This window comes from Streptomyces sp. NPDC048349 (assembly GCF_040651925.1).
Taxonomy (GTDB): domain Bacteria; phylum Actinomycetota; class Actinomycetes; order Streptomycetales; family Streptomycetaceae; genus Streptomyces.
The window spans coordinates 244,500-260,987 of sequence record NZ_JBEZLA010000002.1 but is presented as its reverse complement, the minus strand read 5'-3'; the positions used below and the strand labels follow the sequence as shown (position 1 = coordinate 260,987).

Below are 16,488 nucleotides of genomic sequence, written 5' to 3'. Positions count from 1 at the left end.
GGGCGGCCCGACCCGGAAGGACTATGGGACTGGCGGGAAACCCCCAAACCCTCCCTGATCGGCAGTGTGCGGAATCAGGCCCCCCGAAGCCACCGAGCCCCTCCCCGCCCCCGACCCGCCCGCCGAAGCCCGGCCCCCGCCTCACACCCCCGCCCCCCTACCCCTTGCTCACCGCCGCCAGGATCTCCGGGAGCCTCCGTGCCGCCACCGGCGCTGCCAGGCGCAGGCCCGACCAGGTGGCCAGGGCGCCCCAGGCCAGGCCCAGCGGGAGCACCAGCCAGGACATGTCCTCGAGGTCGGCCACGTTGAGCCAGATCGTCAGGGCGATCACCGGGGCGCACACCAGCGCCGACGCGAGCATTCCGCCGAAGATGCTCATCCAGGCCAGACCGGCCTGTCCGGGGGCGACGTTCTTGAACGCGCCCTCCGTCGGGATCGAGTACGGGTACCGCGCCGAGGCCAGCGCCCCCGTGCAGAGCATCGCGCCCAGCAGGGCCAGCGCCAGGCCCAGCACCGCCGGGAAGCCCGACCAGTTGCCGACCAGGGCGGCCGTCACCGCCGTCACGAAGACCGTGTACGGGACGGTGACCAGGGCCAGCGCGCCGGCCCGCGCGCGCAGTTCCACGTACGCGTCGCGCGGGGTGGAGACGGTCTGCGCGACCATCCAGAACGCCGAGGTGTCCTGCCCGAACTGGTTGTACATCTGAACGCCGAGCATCCCGGCGCCGAAGCAGGCGAGGTAGAGCGAGCCCGTGCCCTGGAGGGCGTTGAAGACGGGGACGATCAGGCCGATCGCCAGCGCCGTCACCCACGCCGACTTCGTCTTCGGGTCGCGCACCGCGTAGCGCAGGGTCCGCTGCATGACGGCGCCCGTCCGGCCCGCCGGCAGCAGGGACCAGGGGCCGCCCGCGCCGCGCTCCTTCTCCGGCTTGGCGGCGGTGAGGGTCGAGCCGTCCGGCGTGACCATCAGCCTGGTCAGGCTGCGCTCCCAGAACCACAGCAGCAGGGCCAGGGCGCCGACCGTGAGGGCCAGTTGGGCCGCGGCCACCCCGTACGAGCCCTTGCTCGCGGAGTCCACCATGCCGACGGCGGTCGCCGGCGGCAGCCACCGCACCACCGCCTCGGCCGGCTCCAGCTGGGACAGCCCGCCCGCCTGGAACAAGCGCTGGCTGGCGAAGTTGGCCACCTGCGCGCCCACCGCGATCAGCAGGCCGCTGAGCAGCGCCAGGTCCCGCCCCTTGCGGCTGGTCAGCAGCCGGACGTTGGCCGTGGCCACCGCCCGCGCGAGGGCCACGCAGCCCATGAGCAGGAGCGGGACGGCGACCACGGCGGCCGCCACACCGGCGGCTCCGCGGGCGACGGCCATCACCGAGCCGATCGCCAGGCACAGCGTGAACAGCGGCCCGATGCCGACCAGCGAGGAGGCCAGCAGGGCCCGTACGAGAGGACGCGGGCGCAGCGGCAGCATGACCAGCCGGCTCGGGTCGAGGGTCTCGTCGCCGGTGGGGAAGAACAGCGGCATGACGGTCCAGCCCAGCGCCAGGATCGCGGCGAGCAGCACGACGACCGTGCCCGCCCGGGCGTGGCCGTGCAGCATGGCCAGGCCGAACGTGACGAAGAACCCGATGACCAGCGCGAACACCAGCGAGCTGATCCAGGCGGCCTTGCGCTTGGAGGAGCCCTTCAGCCCGTTGCGCAGCAGCGACAGCTTCAGCCGGACGAAGACCGCGGTCAGCGAGGCGGGAGCGGCGGCAGGGGCAGGAGGGGTGGCAGGGGATGCGGAAGCGGCGGAAGGGGTGACGGCGGTCATCGTGCGGCCGCCGTCCCGGAGCCGCCGCCCAGCCAGTCCAGGGAGTCCCCGGCGGCGTCGCGCCCGTGCGCGCCGACCAGTTCGAGGAAGGCGGCCTGCAGGGAGGGCGCGGAGCCCCGTACGTCGGCCAGCGGGCCCGCGGCGCGGATGCGTCCGGCGGCCATGACGGCCACCCAGTCGCACAGCGACTCGACGAGCTCCATGACGTGGGAGGAGAAGACGACCGTGGCTCCGGAAGCGGTGTAACGTTCCAGCACCCCGCGGATGGTCTGGGCGGACACCGGGTCCACACCCTCGAACGGCTCGTCCAGGAACAGCACCTGCGGGTTGTGCAGCAGTGCGGCCGCCAGGCCGATCTTCTTGCGCATGCCCGTCGAGTAGTCCACGACCAGCTTGTGCTGCGAGCCGGCCAGGTCCAGGACCTCCAGCAGCTGCGTCGCCCGCTTGTCGGTCTCCTCGCCCGGCAGTCCGCGCATGCGGCCCATGTAGCCGAGCAGCTCGCGCCCCGAGAGCCGTTCGAAGAGCCGCAGGCCCTCCGGCAGTACGCCGATCCGCGACTTCACCTCGGCCGGGTCCGCCCACACGTCGTGCCCGGCGACGAAGACCCGCCCCATGTCCGGGCGCAGCAGCCCGGTCACCATGGACAGCGTCGTCGTCTTTCCCGCGCCGTTCGGGCCGACCAGCCCGATGAACTGGCCTGCGGGCAGTTCCAGGTCGATCCCGGCGACGGCCACCTGCTCGCCGAAGCGCTTCCACAGACCTTCCACCCGCACGGCGGACGGCGCGGATCGCGCGCCACCCGTCCCGTACGTCCCGCCCGTCGCATCACCCTGGTCCGGCATGCGCCTGCCTCTCGTCACACGTCCCCGTTGGTCGTTCTTTGCTCACCATAGGAGGAGGGGAGGAGGCCTGAGCAGTTACTTATGTCATGAGTTTCCGGTCAGTAATGTCCCAGGTGGGCGGCCTTGTTGCGACCGGGCGGCCGTCCCGGCGGGACCGACGGGACCGGCGGGTCAGGCCTGGCGCCGCTTGCGTTCGGCGGCGGCCTCGCTGCCGCACGCGTACGCCAGCGCGTCGATGAGGTCCTCGGTGTCCGGCAGCCACCGGTTCGCCGGCGTGGGGCGCCGCGCCCACTGGACCGAGCCCCGGCCGCCGAAGCGGGTGGGCGGGGCGGCCACGTACTCTCCCTCGCCCCGGGCGACGAGGTCGATCGCCGACGGCGTCCAGCCCAGCTTGCGCACGAGGTCCGTGACCTTGGCCCCGGCGCCCGGCAGGACGAAGAACAGCATCCGGTGGTCGGGCGTGAGGGTGACCGGCCCCAGCGTGCGCTCCATCCGCTCCAGCCGCGCCAGGGCCAGGAACCCGGCGGCGTCCGGCACGTCCAGCGCGTCGAACGTCCGGCCCGTCGGCATCAGGATCGAGGCTCCCGGGTGCCGCCCCCAGATCTGCCGGACGCGCACCGCGCTGCCGGTCGCCTGAGCCGCCCAGTCCTTCACCGCCGGGTGCGCGCCGGGTGCCGGGCAGTCCTCCGCCCCGCAGGAGCACAACTCCCGCCCGTCTGCCGCCTCCAGCCAGGTGCCGGCGAAGACGTCCCAGTGCCGTTCTTCCGCGTACCGCACGGCATGGTCCAGCAGCTGCTCGCCGCGCTGCTTGGGGATGGGTGCGGTCTCCGTGACTCCCATGGTCTCTTCCACGCCCATCACAACTCCGCGGGTCACCTGGGGTTACGGGCGTAAACCCGCCGGTGGGCGGAGCATCGATCCTGCATACGGGGCGCACCGATGCACGGGCGGGGGCGCGTAGGAGCCCGGGGCGCCGCAGGTGGGTAGCGACACGACGCAGAGCGGAAGATTCTCCGCACTTCAGGCGGGAAGTGATCATTCCAACGCTCACCCGCGGCCTCAGGGGGTTTTCATGGCAGCCAGGCCTCTCGTAGCCCGCCAGCCGAACGAACGGCTGCAGGCGCTCATCCAGGAAGCCGGGTGCTCCAACGCCGGGCTCGCCCGGCGGGTCAACATGTGCGGGGCGGAGCACGGCCTCGACCTGCGCTACGACAAGACCTCCGTGGCCCGCTGGCTGCGCGGCCAGCAGCCGCGCGGCCGGGCCCCCGGGATCATCGCCGAGGCGCTCGGCCGCAAACTCGGCCGGACCGTGACCATCGACGAGATCGGCATGGCCAACGGCAAGAACCTCGCCTCCGGCGTCGGCCTGCAGTTCTCCCCGACCGTCGTCGGCGCCATCGAGCAGGTCTGCGAGCTGTGGCGCAGCGACGTGGGCCGCCGTGACTTCCTGGCGGGCTCCAGCGTGGCCGCCTCCGCCCTGGTCGAGCCGAGCCGCGACTGGCTGATCACCGGCGCCGACGTGCAGGTGGCGCGCAGCGGCGGCTCGCGCGTCGGCATGTCCGACGTCGAGGCGGTACGGGCCACCACCGAGGCCCTCAAGGAGCTCGACCACCGCTTCGGCAGCGGGCACGTGCGGCCGGTGGTGGTGCACTACCTCAACTCCGTGGTGTCGGGGCTGATCGGCGGCTCGTACCGGGAGCCCGTCGGGCGGGCGCTGTTCGGGGCGGTGGCCCGGCTGACGGAGCTCGCGGGGTACATGGCGGTGGACACGGGCCAGCCGGGCCTGGCCCAGCGCTACTACATCCAGGCGCTGCGGCTCGCGCAGGCGGCCGGCGACCGCGCGTACGGCGGGTACGTCCTGGCGGCGTCGATGAGCCACCTCGCCGCCGAGCTGGGCAATCCGCGGGAGATCGCCCAGTTGGCCCGGGCGGCCCAGGAGGGGACGCGGGGGCAGGTCACCCCGCGCGTGGAGGCCATGTTCTACGCCGCCGAGGCGCGCGGGCACGCGCTGCTCGGCGACAACCGGGCCACGGCCGTGCTGTCCTCCCGGGCCGTCACGGCGCTGGAGCGGGCGGAGCCGGAGTCGGGCGACGACCCGGTGTGGATCCGCCACTTCGACCGGGCCTACCTCGCGGACGAGCTCGCCCACTGCCACCGGGACCTGGGGCAGGCGGACGCGGCGGCCCGGCAGGCGGCGGAGGCGCTGCGGGGCCTTCCGTCGGGCAAGGCGCGCCGCCGGGCCATCGGGCTGTTCCTGCTGGCGGCGGCGCAGATCCAGCAGCGGGAGGTGGAACAGGCCTGCCAGACGGCCACTCAGGCGGCGGACCTGCTGTCGGGCCTGCGCTCGACCCGGGGCGCGGAGTACCTGGAGGACTTCCGGGGCCGCTTGGAGCCGTACGCGCAGGAGGCGGCGGTGCGCGAGTTCACGGCCCGGCTGGAGGCCAGGGTCGCCTAGGACCGCGGCCCGGCGCGGCCTGCGCGGGGGCCGGGCGGGCCGGTGGGCTTGCCGGGTGGCCTCCCGGTCGCGGTGTGTGACGGGGTAGCGTGACCGACGGTTGCGCAGTTCGGGCGAGTCGGAGAAGGAGTCCCGGTGACGGAGAACGGACAGGGGAGCGCCCCCCAGCAGGGCGCCCCGTGGGGTCCGGAGCCCGCGTACGGCTACCCGCAGCACGCGCAGCCCCCGCAGCAGCAGCCGCAGCCCCCGGCCGGCCCCGGGCACGTGGTGGGCCCCGGGTACGAGGGGCCGGGCGAGCCGCACGGCTACGGCTACCCGCCGCTGCCCGAGGCGATCACCCAGTACATCCCGCCGGTCCCGTCGGCCTCCGCGCACGAGGAGGCGGCGACGCAGTACATCGCCCCGGTCCCGCCGGTCTCCGCGCACGAGGAGGCGGCGACCCAGTACATCCCGCCGGTCCCGTCGGCCTCCGCGCACGACGAGGCGGCCACCCAGTACATCGCCCCGGTCCCGCCGGCCTCCGCGCACGAGGAGGCGGCGACCCAGTACATCCCGCCCGTGTCCGCGGCCCCCCCGCACGAGGAGGCCGCGACCCAGTACCTTCCGCCGGTCCCCGCGGCCGGGGGGCTCGAGCCGTTCGACGGGCTGTTCCGCGGAGAGGGGCCCGCCGGGCGGCCCCAGCACCTGCCGCCGGTCCCGCCGCGCTCCTACCCCCCGCGCGGGCAGGGCCCCGTACCGCCGCAGCAGTACCACCAGCCGCAGCCCCAGCCGCAGCCGCACCGGAACCCGCAGTTCGCGCCGCCCCCGCCCCCGCCGCCGGAGGCCCCCCGCAAGGTCTCGCCCGCGATCATCGCCGCGGTGGTCATCGGCCTGGCCGTCGTCGGACTGGGCGTCGGCTCGCTGCTCGGCGACGGAAAGCCGCAGAACAACGACCCGGGCGCGGTGGCCCCCGCGACCACCGCGAGCGGCGGCACGGCGGCGCCCGGCGGCGAGGCTCCCGTCGACCCGGGCCGCCCGCAGGCCGTCCAGCTGGACAAGCTCCTCGCGGACAGCAACGACAGCCGGGCCTCGGTCATCAAGGCCGTGGACGACATCAAGAGCTGCAGCAACCTCGGCCAGGCGGCCGCCGACCTGCGCGACGCGGCCCGCCAGCGCGAGGAGCTCGTCACCCGGCTCCAGGAGCTGAAGGTGGACCAGCTCCCCGACCACGCGAAGCTGACCGCGGCGCTCACCAAGGCGTGGAAGTCCTCCGCGGCCGCCGACAACAGCTACGCGGCCTGGGCGGACGACGTGGACGACGACAAGTGCAAGGACGGCAAGGCCAAGAACACCGACAACGCCGCCGCGGGCAACAAGGCGAGCGGTGAGGCGACGAAGGCCAAGGAGTCGGCTGCGACGCTGTGGAACAGCATCGCGGCCAAGTACGGCCTCACCAAGCGCGACAAGTCGCAGCTGTAAGGCCGGGACTGGCCGGCGGCCCGGCTGTCCGCCCGGCTGTCGGCCCGGCCCTCATGCCCTCAGGCCGTCCGGGGGGCCTGCTCCAGCGTCGCCGTCATGTCCATCGTCTGTTCGCCCTCCTGGGCGACGAGCCGGCCCGCCTGGACGACCTGGAAGGTGACCCGGCCGTTGACGATGCGGGGGAACCCGGCGACGGCGCGCATGTCCTGGTAGCGCCAGCTCAGTTCCGGGGTGAGGCCGCCGGTGCTGACGGCATCCGTCTGGTTGAGGGCCCGTGAGACCTTGCGGGGAGTGATCTTCTCGTCCTGCTCGAAGCGCTTCACGACCTCGTTCAGCACGGTGTAGGCGATCCAGGTGGTCTGCGTCCCGCTGTCGTCGGGGTCGACGCCGTCGTCGCCGAAGGCGAAATCGGCGATCACCTTGCGCATCGGGTCCCAAAGGGGGTCGCCGGCCACCGGGTACCAACTGGTCAGGTACGCGCCCTCGAAGGGGCTCTCCTTGCCGCCGGTGCGGTCGACCAGGGACTGGCTGACGCTGCCCAGGACCGAGGAGATCTGCGGCTTCCTGTTCTGGCCGTCGGCGCGGCGGAAGGCGTCGAAGAAGGTCTCGGTGCGCTCGCCGAGGACGGCCGTCACACACCCTTTGGCCTTCTCCTTCTCCTTCTCCTTCTCCTTGCTGTCCTTGCTGTCCTTGCTGCTGCTGACGGCGGTATTCGCGGTGGTGTTGGCGAGGGCCTCGCGGGCCTGCGCCGAGAAGTCCGCGGAGTCCTCCGCGGCCCGGATGTCGGAGGCGTCGGCGATCTTGCTGGCCTTGAGCCCGGCGTTCAGCAGAATCGGCATCGAGTCGCCCGCGAGGGTGTCGGGGCGGACCAGGGCGACCTGGGCGCAGGCGCGGCCCAGCTGGTGGCCGGCGCCGGCGAGGAGGACGGGCTGGCCTCCGTTGACGGGGTAGGAGAGGGGGGACTGGAACTCCTCCGAGGAGACCCCGTAGCCGCCGATGAACGCAATGCCCTCGGCTTCCAGCGGGGCCATGAAGGCGCGTCCGTGCTGGCTGTAGGAGCCGACGACGGCGATGGCCTTCTCGTTGACGGCCTTGCGGGCGCAGTCGGCGGCTCCGCTGGGCGTGTTCTTCTCGTTGCAGGTCAGGACGCGCAGCTTGTGGCCGTTGATGCCGCCCTTGGAGTTCACCCAGCGTTCGTACGCCTTGGCCATGCCGGGCATTCCGGGCATGTTGGTCGCTTTGGTGTCCTCGGGTGCGAACGTCATGACGGTGAGGGTCTGCCCGGAACCTCCCGAGCCGCCGGGGACCGCCCCGCACCCGACGACGAGACACGCACCGATCGCCGTGGCCAGGAAGGTGCGGGAGAGGGTTGCTGTGTGGCGCCAATCGGTCATGTCCATGCACCATTCCGCCCCGCGGGTAACTCAGGAGTGAGGGGGCCACAACATCCGGTGACGTACAGGTGAATTGCCGGGGGGAATGGTCTCTTCCGTTTGTTCACATGCGGCTGAAGATCGCGGATTGCGGGAACGTACGATCGACGGCGTGACATTCGCCCAAGGTTCGAAGAACTCTTCCCGTCGCGGTGGCCGCTCCTCCACCATGGGCGGCATGCCCCTGAACGACATGCCGTGGTGGCGCTGGCGCAGCAACGTGCGCTCGGCGCTGCACATGCTCTCCGACCCGGCCTTCCACGAGGACACCTGGCTCGCCGGCGCCGAAGGCTTCGGGGACGTCACCGACGCCGTGTACCGGCTCGTCGAGGACACCTGGCTGGACAGCTGGTCGGCCGAGAAGTACGTCGGCACGATCTTCCGCGACTCGCAGGAGGCGGCCCTGGTCGACCTGGCGGTGCTCCGGGTGCTCCGGATCATGCACCAGGTCGGTCCCGACGCGGCCGTCTCCGCCTACCTGGAACACCACGCCTGGCCCGAGGCGGTGCGTGCCGCGCGCGAGGCGCACGTACGGCTGGCCACGGCGGACGGGGACGACCCGGACGTGCGGCCGCGGTCGCTGGAAGTATTGAGGATCCTCACCCGCGCGGTGTGAAAGGCTATGCGGTCATGAGCGACCCGCAGCCCGAGGCACAGCCCCAGCCCCCGCAGTACGTCCTGACCATGTCCTGCCCCGACAAGCAGGGCATCGTGCACGCCGTGTCGAGTTACCTCTTCATGACCGGCTGCAACATCGTGGACAGCCAGCAGTTCGGAGACCGGGAGACCGGCCTCTTCTTCATGCGGGTGCACTTCGAGGCCGAGCCGGCCGTGACACTGGAGAAGCTGCGCGCGAGTTTCGCCGCGATCGGCGACTCCTTCAAGATGGACTGGCAGATCCACCGCTCCGACGAGCGCATGCGGATCATCCTGATGGTGTCGAAGTTCGGCCACTGCCTCAACGACCTGCTGTTCCGCTCCCGGATCGGGGCGCTTCCGGTCGAGATCGCGGCCGTGGTCTCCAACCACACGGACTTCGCGGAGCTGGTGGGCTCGTACGACATCCCGTTCGTGCACATTCCGGTGACGAGGGACACGAAGGCGGCGGCGGAGGCGCAGCTGCTGGAGCTCGTGCGTGCCGAGAACGTCGAGCTGGTCGTGCTCGCGCGGTACATGCAGGTGCTGTCCGACACCCTGTGCAAGGAGCTGAGCGGGCGGATCATCAACATCCACCACTCGTTCCTGCCGAGCTTCAAGGGCGCGAAGCCGTACCACCAGGCGCACGCCCGGGGCGTGAAGCTGATCGGCGCGACCGCGCACTACGTGACGGCCGACCTCGACGAGGGGCCGATCATCGAGCAGGAGGTCGAGCGCGTGGGCCACGAGGTGACCCCGGACCAGCTGGTGGCCATCGGTCGCGACGTGGAGTGCCAGGCGCTCGCCCGCGCGGTGAAGTGGCACAGCGAACACCGCGTCCTGCTCAACGGCTCCCGCACGGTGGTCTTCGCGTAGCCCTGCGCCTCGCCCCCCTGCCGGGGCTCCGCCGCGTACTCCGCGAAGCCCCCGGCAGGGATCACGCGTCCGGCGCCTCCACGCCGCAGTACGCCGCGAACGCCACCAGGATCTCGTCCTCCGAGATCCGCCCGTCGCCGTCCGCGTCCAGGGCGGTGGCCACCGCCGTCGCCAGCTCGGGCGCCGTGCCCAGCACGCGCAGGACCCGGGCGGCGGCCACCGGCGTCGCGCCCCCGCCGTCCTCGTCCGCCACCGCGATCACGGCCCGCAGGAACGGCCGCGCGATCTCCGCGAACCGGTCCGGGTTGTCGCGCAGCCGCTTCGCCGCCCCGGTGATGAACTCCTCGCGGGACACCCGCTGGTCCCCGTCGACGTCCGCGATTCCGGCCATGCCCTGCCAGAACGCCTCCGCACCGGCGAAGACGGCCTGGCCCCGGTCCGACCGTGCCGTGGTGCCGAATTCGGCCAGGACGGCCTTCGCGGCCGTGCTGAAGTCCTCCCGGTCGATATACCCGGACCCGTCCTGGTCGAAGGTGGCGAATCGGGCGGCGATCTTGCGCTCGTACTCTGCGCTGTCCATGTTCGGCGTTCCGCCTTCACGTGTGCGGTGGGTTCAGATCAAGACAAGGCAGGAGCGTAAGGCCTCGGTGGCCTGTGCGTTAAGCGAACGGGTCAAGGGCGCGAACGCATCGAACCCGCGCACGGGAAGCGCGGTGGGGCGCGTACACCTGTCTCATGTCCCGCCGCCCATACCACGGTTCACGGTCCGCCACGCCCCTATCACGGAGGGCTCACTTCCAGGGTGACCTTCCCGCAAAACGGGCGCGATCGGCCGGGTGCCCATTACATTCGATGCGTCGACACACGGCTGGGGGCACTATGCCTAAGGACGTACCACCGCGCTGGGACCGCCGCATGCAGCAACGCCTCGCCCGCGGCGAGGCCGCCGCGCTCGGGGAACTGTACGACCGCTTCGCCTCGCTCGTGCACAGCCTGGCCCACCGGGTCCTGGGCGACGAGAAGGCCGCGGACCGGATCACGCGCGAAGTCTTCGGCTACATCTGGGAGAACCCGGACGCCTACGACCCCAAGCAGGGCTCCATGCGCTCCTGGGTCGCCCGGATCACCCAGGGCCAGGCCGTGGCCCGGCTGCGCCAGGCCGAACTGGGGCGCGGCTCCCGCGAAGAGCTCGAGCAGAAGGTGCGCAGCGCCAACGCCGCCGCCCGCGCGGACTACATCGTCACCTCCATGCCCGCGCCGCTGCGTGCCGCGCTGGAACTCGCGTACTTCAAACGTCGCGACTACCGGCAGGCCGCCGCCGACCTCCAGATCAGCGAGGACGAGGCGCGGCGCCGGCTGCGGCTCGGGCTCCAGCTGCTGTCGACCGCCAACGCCCTCCCGCAGGAGGACACCGCCCAGCCCGGATATGGAACGTCGCGATGAACGGCCCTGCCGAGTGGCCCGAGGACGGATACGAACACCCCGGCGGCCCGGCCCGGATACCGGGTCCGCGAGGCGCCGCCGACGACCTCGACCCGCGGCAGGCGCCCCGGGCCCCGCGAGGTCCGCAACTGCAGCCGCTGCCGGCCGTCCCGCCCTCCCACGCCGTACTGAAGTCGCTGCTCGGCGCGTGGGCGCTGGCCGCGTGCTCCGCCGAGGAGACGCAGGCGGTGGAGGACCACCTCACCGAATGCGCGCCCTGCGCCGAGGAGGCGCTGCGGCTGCGCGACGCGGTGGGGCTGCTGCACCCGGAGGAGAACCTCGACCTCAAGCCGCTGCTGCGCTCGCGGGTCCTGGAGGACTGCCTGGGCAAGCGGCCGGCGCGGATCCCGGTGCCGGTGTGGGCGAACCCGTACGACACCGAGACCGCGCGGCTGGACGCGCTGCTCCAGGACTTCGGGGATTCGGAGTGGCACACCCCGGTCCGGCTGAAGTGGTTCGAGGAGGAGCGGCGCCAGACGCACCGGACGACGGTGGCGGGCGTGATCGGGCACCTGCTGGCGGTGGACGGGCTGGTGGCCACCGCCCTGGGGCTGGACGATCCGCTGGGCAAGGAGGCGCCGACGGGTGCCGGTCCGGCCGTGCGGACGGAGCACTTCTGGCAGGCGTCGGCCCACCCGGCCACGCGGCAGGTCCGCGAGCCGTGGCGGGAACAAGGGCACACGCTGGTGCGTACGGTCTCCTTCGCGGGCCGCGGTGTGGCGGAACTGTCCGTCGACTACGGGGATTTCGCGCTGCCCCTCGGGGACGCGTTCCTGGAGCGGGCCTTCGAGTGCTGGGTGCACGCGTGGGACATCGCGGAGGCGGTGGACTACCCGTACGAGCCGCCGGCCGGGCCGCACCTGCACCGGATGATCGACTTGGCCGCCCGCCTCCTGCCGGGGGCCCTGGCCCAACGCCGCCGGGCAGGCCTGGCGGCTCCGGCGCGGGGCCTGGTCGCGGCGGGCGCGCCGGGCCGGACGCTGCACCTGGAGATCGAGGGTGCGGGTGGTGGCGGATGGGACATCGCGCTGGATTCGCCCGGGGCGGTGCCGTCGGCCGAGCGGACGGTGGCGGAGATCGCGCTGGACCGCGTCGAGTTCTGCCAGCTGGCTGCCGGGCACATCTCCCCGGAGGAGGCGGCCGCTGGCCAGCACGGCGACCGCGAGGCCATCCGCGACGTCCTCTTCGCCGCGGCCTCCCTGAGCCGCATGTAGTCCGTGCGGCGCCGCCGGTGCGGCGCCGCTGGTGGGGCTCGGGGCGTTCCGGCCCCGCTGGCGTGTGAGGCGCGCGGCTCCCGGGGCGGAGCCCCTCACGGGGCCGGGGCGCTGCCCCGGGAAGCGGAGGGACGGCGGGGCGGGGAGCGGCTGCGCGCAGCGCCCCCCCACCCGCGGTCCGGGGCGAGATCCGAAAGCGACGGCCTACGAGAACCGTTCGCGGAGGCGGTACTTCAAGACCTTGCGCAGGGCCTCGTTACGAGGCAGCGCGTCCAGCAGCTCCAACTGCTCCGGCAGCTTGTGCGGAGCCAGCCCGGCCCCGCGCAGATACGCCGTGACCTCCGCCAGCGTCAGCGGCCCGCCCGCCCCCGCCCCCGCCGCCGGCTCGACCACGGCACACACCCGCTCCCCCCGCTCCGCGTCCGGCAGCCCGATCACCGCCACGTCGGCCACCCCCGGGAGCTCGTGCAGCAGGTCCTCGATCTCCTTGGCCGAGATGTTCTCGCCCTTGCGGATGATGACGTCCTTGCTGCGCCCGGTCAGGACGAGGTAGCCGTCCTCCGTGAGGTGCCCGAGGTCGCCCGTGATCAGGTAGCCGTCCCGGTCGAAGACCTCGTCGGACTGGTCCCGGTTCAGATACCCCTGGCACACCGCCTCCCCGCGCAGCCGTACCTCCCCGTCCACGCCCGCCGGCACGGCCTCGCCGTCCGGGCCCGTGATGCGGATCGACATCCCGGCCGGGGGCCGGCCCTCGGTGGTGGCCAGGTGGTCCGCCGTGTCGTCCGGGGCGCCCATGGTGATCATCGGGACCTCGGTCATGCCGTAGCCGTGGGTCAGCTGGCAGCCCATCTCCCGTACGACGGCGTGGTAGATCTCCGGCGGCTTGGGGGCGCCGCCGCCCGCCAGGAGCCGCAGGGTGGGGATCAGCGGGACGCCGGGAGCCTTGCGCTGTTCCGCGAGGAACATGGAGTAGAAGGCCGTGGAGCCGCCGGCCACGGTGACCCCGTGGCGGCGGTAGCCGGCGAGCGCGTCCGGCATCGCGAACTTCTCGAACAGGACGGCGGGGAAGCCGTACAGCAGCAGCATCACGGTGTAGTCGGGCCCGGCTATGTGCGCGAAGGGGAAGGCCATCGAGCCGACGTCGGCCGGCGTCAGGCGCAGGGCGTGCGCGAGGCAGGAGCCGCCCGCGATCAGCGAGCGGTCGGTGTGCAGGACGCCCTTGGGGTCGGAGGTGGTGCCGGAGGTCCAGTAGATCCACCGGACGTCCGTGCCGGAGGCGGGTGGCGGGGGCAGTACGGAGGGGTCGCCGTCGGGGAGGGCGCTGTAGGCCTCGAAGACGCCCCGCGCGCCGAGCCGTGCGGCCATCGCCGTGTGGTCGAAGCCCCGCCAGACGCCCGGTACGGCGAAGAACTCGGCCTTGGACTCGCGCAGCGCGAAGCCGACCTCCCGGTCCCGGTAGAAGGGGATGACGGGGGACTGGACGGCTCCGATCCGGGCGAGGGCGGCCGAGAGCAGGACGGTCTCGATGCGGGTGGGCAGCTGCCAGGCGACGACCGTGCCCGGGCGCACGCCCATGTCGTGGAGGCCGGCGGCGGCCCGCTCGGCGCCGTCGCGGAGCTCGCCGAAGGTCAGCCGGCGGTCGTCGGCGGGGTGTTCGGCGGCTTCGATGAGGACGGTGGCGTCCGGGGTCAGGGCGGCCCGGCGGGTGATCAGCTCCCACAGGGTCGCGGACCGGCTCAGCTCCGCCGCGGTGCCGGTCGTCGTGTCCGTCATCCCAGACCTCCCCATGGCCGACTGGCCAGATAGCTGACGGTTAGTCAGATCAAGCGGAGAGCGTAGGGCGCCGACGCTTGTCGGTCCAGGGGTGGCGGAGCTAGCTTGTTTCTGACGATCCATCAGATTGGGGAGACGGCATGGGACTGGAACTGCCACGGATCATCAGCGTCGACGACCACGTGATCGAGCCCGCGCACCTCTTCGACGTCTGGCTTCCGGCCAAGTACCGGGACCGCGGCCCCCAGGCGCTCACCGCGGGCATCGGCGAGCTGGAGTACACCGGCGGCAAGTACGTGATCACCATGGATCCCGACGGCCCGCCGACCGACTGGTGGATCTACGAGGACCTGAAGTTCCCGTACAAGCGCAACATCGCCGCCGTCGGCTTCGACCGCGACGACATGACGCTGGAGGGGATCACCCGCGAGGAGATGCGCCGCGGCTGCTGGGACCCCAAGGCGCGCCTCGCCGACATGGACCTCAACCACGTCGAGGCCTCGCTGTGCTTCCCGACCTTCCCGCGCTTTTGCGGCCAGACCTTCGCCGAGGCGCACGACAAGGAGGTCGCGCTGGCCTGCGTACGGGCCTACAACGACTGGATGGTCGAGGAGTGGTGCGGCGACAGCGGCGGCCGGCTGATCCCGCTGTGCATCATCCCGCTCTGGGACATCGACCTGGCCGTCGCGGAGGTCCGGCGCAACGCGGCGCGCGGGGTGCGGGCCGTCACCTTCTCCGAGATCCCGACGTACCTCGGGCTGCCGTCGATCCACTCCGGCTACTGGGACCCCTTCTTCGCCGTCTGCCAGGACACCGGCACGGTGGTGAACATGCACATCGGGTCCAGCTCCCAGATGCCCGCCGCCTCCCCCGACGCGCCGCCCGCCGTCCAGGCCTCGCTCAGCTTCAACAACGCGATGGCCTCGATGATGGACTTCCTGTTCAGCGGGGTGCTGGTCAAGTTCCCGACGCTGAAGCTGGCCTACAGCGAGGGGCAGATGGGCTGGATCCCCTACGCCCTGGAGCGCGCCGACGACGTCTGGCAGGAGCACCGCGCCTGGGGCGGGGTCCGCGACCTGGTCCCCGAGCCGCCGTCCACGTACTACTACCGGCAGATCTTCTGCTGCTTCTTCCGCGACAAGCACGGCATCGCCTCGCTGGACGTCGTCGGGCGCGACAACGCCACCTTCGAGACCGACTACCCGCACGTGGACTCGACCTTCCCGCACACCAAGGAGGTCGCCCTGGACCACGTGCAGGGCCTCGACGAGGAGACGGTCTACAAGCTGATGCGCGGCAACGCCATCCGCATGCTCGGCCTCGACCTCGACAAGGACCGGGAGCGGGCGAAGCAGTGGACCTGACCTACACCGAGGAGGAGCAGGACTTCCGGGCGCGCCTGCGCGAATGGCTCGGCAAGGTGCTGCCCGAACTGCCCGCCAAGCCGTCCCCCGACGACTGGCCGGGCCGGCGCGCCTACGACCTCGGCTGGCAGCGCAGGCTGTACGAGGCCGGGTACGCGGGGCTGCACTGGCCCGTGGACGCCGGGGGGCACGGGGCCACCCCGACCCAGCACCTGATCTTCCTGGAGGAGACCGAGCGCGCGGGGGCCCCGTACGTCGGCGCCAATTTCGTCGGGCTGCTGCACGCGGGCCCGACCATCGCCGCCGAGGGGACGGCGCAGCAGCGGGCGCGCTGGCTGCCGCCCGTGCTGCGCGGCGACGAGGTGTGGTGCCAGGGGTTCAGCGAGCCGGACGCCGGCTCCGACCTGGCCTCGCTGCGGACGCGCGCGGTCCGCGACGGCGACGAGTACGTGATCACCGGGTCGAAGATCTGGACCTCGCACGCGGAGGTCGCCGACTGGTGCGAACTGCTCGTACGGACGGACGCGCAGGCCCCGAAGCACCGCGGCATCTCCTGGCTGGCCCTGCCCATGGACGCGCCGGGCGTCACGGTCCGGCCGCTGCGCACGCTCGCCGGGTCGACGGAGTTCGCGGAGGTGTTCCTGGACGAGGTGCGGGTGCCGGTCGACCACCGGGTCGGGGCGGAGAACGACGGCTGGCGGGTCACCATGGTGACGCTGTCCTTCGAGCGGGGCACCGCCTTCGTGGGGGAGGTCGTCGCGTGCCGCCGGACCCTGGGGGAGCTGGCCCGCACGGCGAAGGCGAACGGGAGCTGGGACGACCCGGTGCTGCGGCGCAGGCTGGGACGGCTGTACGGGGAGTTCGGCGCGCTGTGGCGGCTCACGCAGTGGAACGTGAGCGAGTCGCAGCGTACGGGCGGGGTCCCCGGCGTCGGCGGCTCCGTCTTCAAGCTCGCCTACTCGCACGCGCGGCAGGAACTGTACGAGGTGGCGGCGCAGGTGCTCGGGCCGCTGTCCCTGTCCCTGGAGGAGCAGTGGACGCTGGACCGCCTCTCCTCGCTCTCGTACACGATCGCGGCGGGCACCTCGCAGATCCAGCGCAACATCGTCGCCGAGCGGATCCTCGGCCTCCCGAAGGGCCGGTGA

Annotated in this window: 14 protein-coding genes; 8 read left to right on the top strand and 6 right to left on the bottom strand. The window is 72.6% G+C overall.

Translation table 11 applies throughout. The features are described 5' to 3' along the window. Window positions 1–157: 157 nt before the first annotated feature. The 3 genes from AB0D44_RS02945 to AB0D44_RS02935 all read right to left on the bottom strand — a co-directional run bounded on the left by AB0D44_RS02945 (window position 158) and on the right by AB0D44_RS02935 (window position 3,492). A complete protein-coding gene (locus AB0D44_RS02945) occupies window positions 158–1,810 on the bottom strand; it encodes a transporter (protein ID WP_362583396.1) in 1,653 nt (550 codons plus the stop codon). Beyond that, on the bottom strand, window positions 1,807–2,652 hold the full coding sequence (locus tag AB0D44_RS02940; RefSeq protein ID WP_362583393.1) for an ABC transporter ATP-binding protein: 846 nt from the start codon (window positions 2,650–2,652) through the stop codon (window positions 1,807–1,809). The genes AB0D44_RS02945 and AB0D44_RS02940 overlap by 4 nt, the downstream gene beginning before the upstream one ends. Before the next feature lie 171 nt (window positions 2,653–2,823). Next, window positions 2,824–3,492, bottom strand: coding sequence for a bifunctional DNA primase/polymerase (locus tag AB0D44_RS02935; protein WP_362583390.1), 669 nt, complete (start codon window positions 3,490–3,492; stop codon window positions 2,824–2,826). A gap of 232 nt (window positions 3,493–3,724) precedes the next feature. On the opposite strand from AB0D44_RS02935, the gene AB0D44_RS02930 reads away from it, so the two are divergent. Further along, a complete protein-coding gene (locus AB0D44_RS02930; RefSeq protein WP_362583387.1) occupies window positions 3,725–5,107 on the top strand; it encodes a transcriptional regulator in 1,383 nt (460 codons plus the stop codon). 135 nt (window positions 5,108–5,242) lie between these two features. Beyond that, entirely contained in the window at window positions 5,243–6,565 is a 1,323-nt protein-coding gene (locus AB0D44_RS02925; protein WP_362583384.1) for a hypothetical protein, read from the top strand. Window positions 6,566–6,624: 59 nt separating this feature from the next. Here AB0D44_RS02925 and AB0D44_RS02920 read toward each other — a convergent pair whose 3' ends face one another. After that, window positions 6,625–7,959: an ABC transporter substrate-binding protein gene (locus AB0D44_RS02920; protein ID WP_362583381.1), complete on the bottom strand. Its 1,335-nt coding sequence runs from the start codon at window positions 7,957–7,959 to the stop codon at window positions 6,625–6,627. Between the two features lie 208 nt (window positions 7,960–8,167). On the opposite strand from AB0D44_RS02920, the gene AB0D44_RS02915 reads away from it, so the two are divergent. Together AB0D44_RS02915 and purU are read left to right on the top strand one after the other, a co-directional pair. Beyond that, on the top strand, window positions 8,168–8,614 hold the full coding sequence (locus AB0D44_RS02915; protein WP_362583426.1) for a hypothetical protein: 447 nt from the start codon (window positions 8,168–8,170) through the stop codon (window positions 8,612–8,614). A gap of 14 nt (window positions 8,615–8,628) precedes the next feature. Then, a complete protein-coding gene (purU, locus tag AB0D44_RS02910) occupies window positions 8,629–9,510 on the top strand; it encodes a formyltetrahydrofolate deformylase (RefSeq protein ID WP_362583378.1) in 882 nt (293 codons plus the stop codon). Window positions 9,511–9,571: 61 nt separating this feature from the next. Here purU and AB0D44_RS02905 read toward each other — a convergent pair whose 3' ends face one another. After that, on the bottom strand, window positions 9,572–10,090 hold the full coding sequence (locus AB0D44_RS02905; protein WP_362583375.1) for an EF-hand domain-containing protein: 519 nt from the start codon (window positions 10,088–10,090) through the stop codon (window positions 9,572–9,574). Window positions 10,091–10,389: 299 nt separating this feature from the next. On the opposite strand from AB0D44_RS02905, the gene AB0D44_RS02900 reads away from it, so the two are divergent. Both AB0D44_RS02900 and AB0D44_RS02895 read left to right on the top strand, forming a co-directional pair. Further along, window positions 10,390–10,953, top strand: a complete 564-nt coding sequence (locus AB0D44_RS02900) for a sigma-70 family RNA polymerase sigma factor (RefSeq protein WP_362583373.1) — start codon at window positions 10,390–10,392, stop codon at window positions 10,951–10,953. Then, complete coding sequence (locus AB0D44_RS02895) at window positions 10,950–12,206, top strand: zf-HC2 domain-containing protein (protein ID WP_362583371.1); 1,257 nt, start codon at window positions 10,950–10,952, stop codon at window positions 12,204–12,206. Before AB0D44_RS02900 ends, AB0D44_RS02895 begins: the two co-directional genes overlap by 4 nt. 204 nt (window positions 12,207–12,410) lie before the next feature. Here the strand turns inward: AB0D44_RS02895 and AB0D44_RS02890 are convergent, their stop codons facing one another. After that, window positions 12,411–13,979 (bottom strand): AMP-binding protein, encoded by a 1,569-nt coding sequence (locus AB0D44_RS02890; protein ID WP_362583368.1) that lies wholly within the window; start codon window positions 13,977–13,979, stop codon window positions 12,411–12,413. 140 nt (window positions 13,980–14,119) lie between these two features. Here AB0D44_RS02890 and AB0D44_RS02885 point away from each other — a divergent pair, with 140 nt between their 5' ends. After that, window positions 14,120–15,343 carry an amidohydrolase family protein gene (locus AB0D44_RS02885; protein WP_362583365.1) on the top strand — a complete coding sequence of 408 codons (1,224 nt, stop codon included), beginning with the start codon at window positions 14,120–14,122 and terminating at the stop codon, window positions 15,341–15,343. Continuing rightward, window positions 15,334–16,488 carry an acyl-CoA dehydrogenase family protein gene (locus tag AB0D44_RS02880; RefSeq protein ID WP_362583362.1) on the top strand — a complete coding sequence of 385 codons (1,155 nt, stop codon included), beginning with the start codon at window positions 15,334–15,336 and terminating at the stop codon, window positions 16,486–16,488. Before AB0D44_RS02885 ends, AB0D44_RS02880 begins: the two co-directional genes overlap by 10 nt.

Coding starts and splice junctions, on each gene's coding strand:
- AB0D44_RS02900 (WP_362583373.1), top strand. CDS start 10,390: ATGCCTAAGGACGTACCACCGCGCTGGGACCGCCGCATGCAGCAACGC.
- AB0D44_RS02935 (WP_362583390.1), bottom strand. CDS start 3,492: ATGGGAGTCACGGAGACCGCACCCATCCCCAAGCAGCGCGGCGAGCAG.
- AB0D44_RS02885 (WP_362583365.1), top strand. CDS start 14,120: ATGGGACTGGAACTGCCACGGATCATCAGCGTCGACGACCACGTGATC.
- AB0D44_RS02915 (WP_362583426.1), top strand. CDS start 8,168: ATGGGCGGCATGCCCCTGAACGACATGCCGTGGTGGCGCTGGCGCAGC.
- AB0D44_RS02930 (WP_362583387.1), top strand. CDS start 3,725: ATGGCAGCCAGGCCTCTCGTAGCCCGCCAGCCGAACGAACGGCTGCAG.
- AB0D44_RS02920 (WP_362583381.1), bottom strand. CDS start 7,959: ATGACCGATTGGCGCCACACAGCAACCCTCTCCCGCACCTTCCTGGCC.
- AB0D44_RS02905 (WP_362583375.1), bottom strand. CDS start 10,090: ATGGACAGCGCAGAGTACGAGCGCAAGATCGCCGCCCGATTCGCCACC.
- AB0D44_RS02940 (WP_362583393.1), bottom strand. CDS start 2,652: ATGCCGGACCAGGGTGATGCGACGGGCGGGACGTACGGGACGGGTGGC.
- purU (WP_362583378.1), top strand. CDS start 8,629: ATGAGCGACCCGCAGCCCGAGGCACAGCCCCAGCCCCCGCAGTACGTC.
- AB0D44_RS02890 (WP_362583368.1), bottom strand. CDS start 13,979: ATGACGGACACGACGACCGGCACCGCGGCGGAGCTGAGCCGGTCCGCG.
- AB0D44_RS02945 (WP_362583396.1), bottom strand. CDS start 1,810: ATGACCGCCGTCACCCCTTCCGCCGCTTCCGCATCCCCTGCCACCCCT.
- AB0D44_RS02895 (WP_362583371.1), top strand. CDS start 10,950: ATGAACGGCCCTGCCGAGTGGCCCGAGGACGGATACGAACACCCCGGC.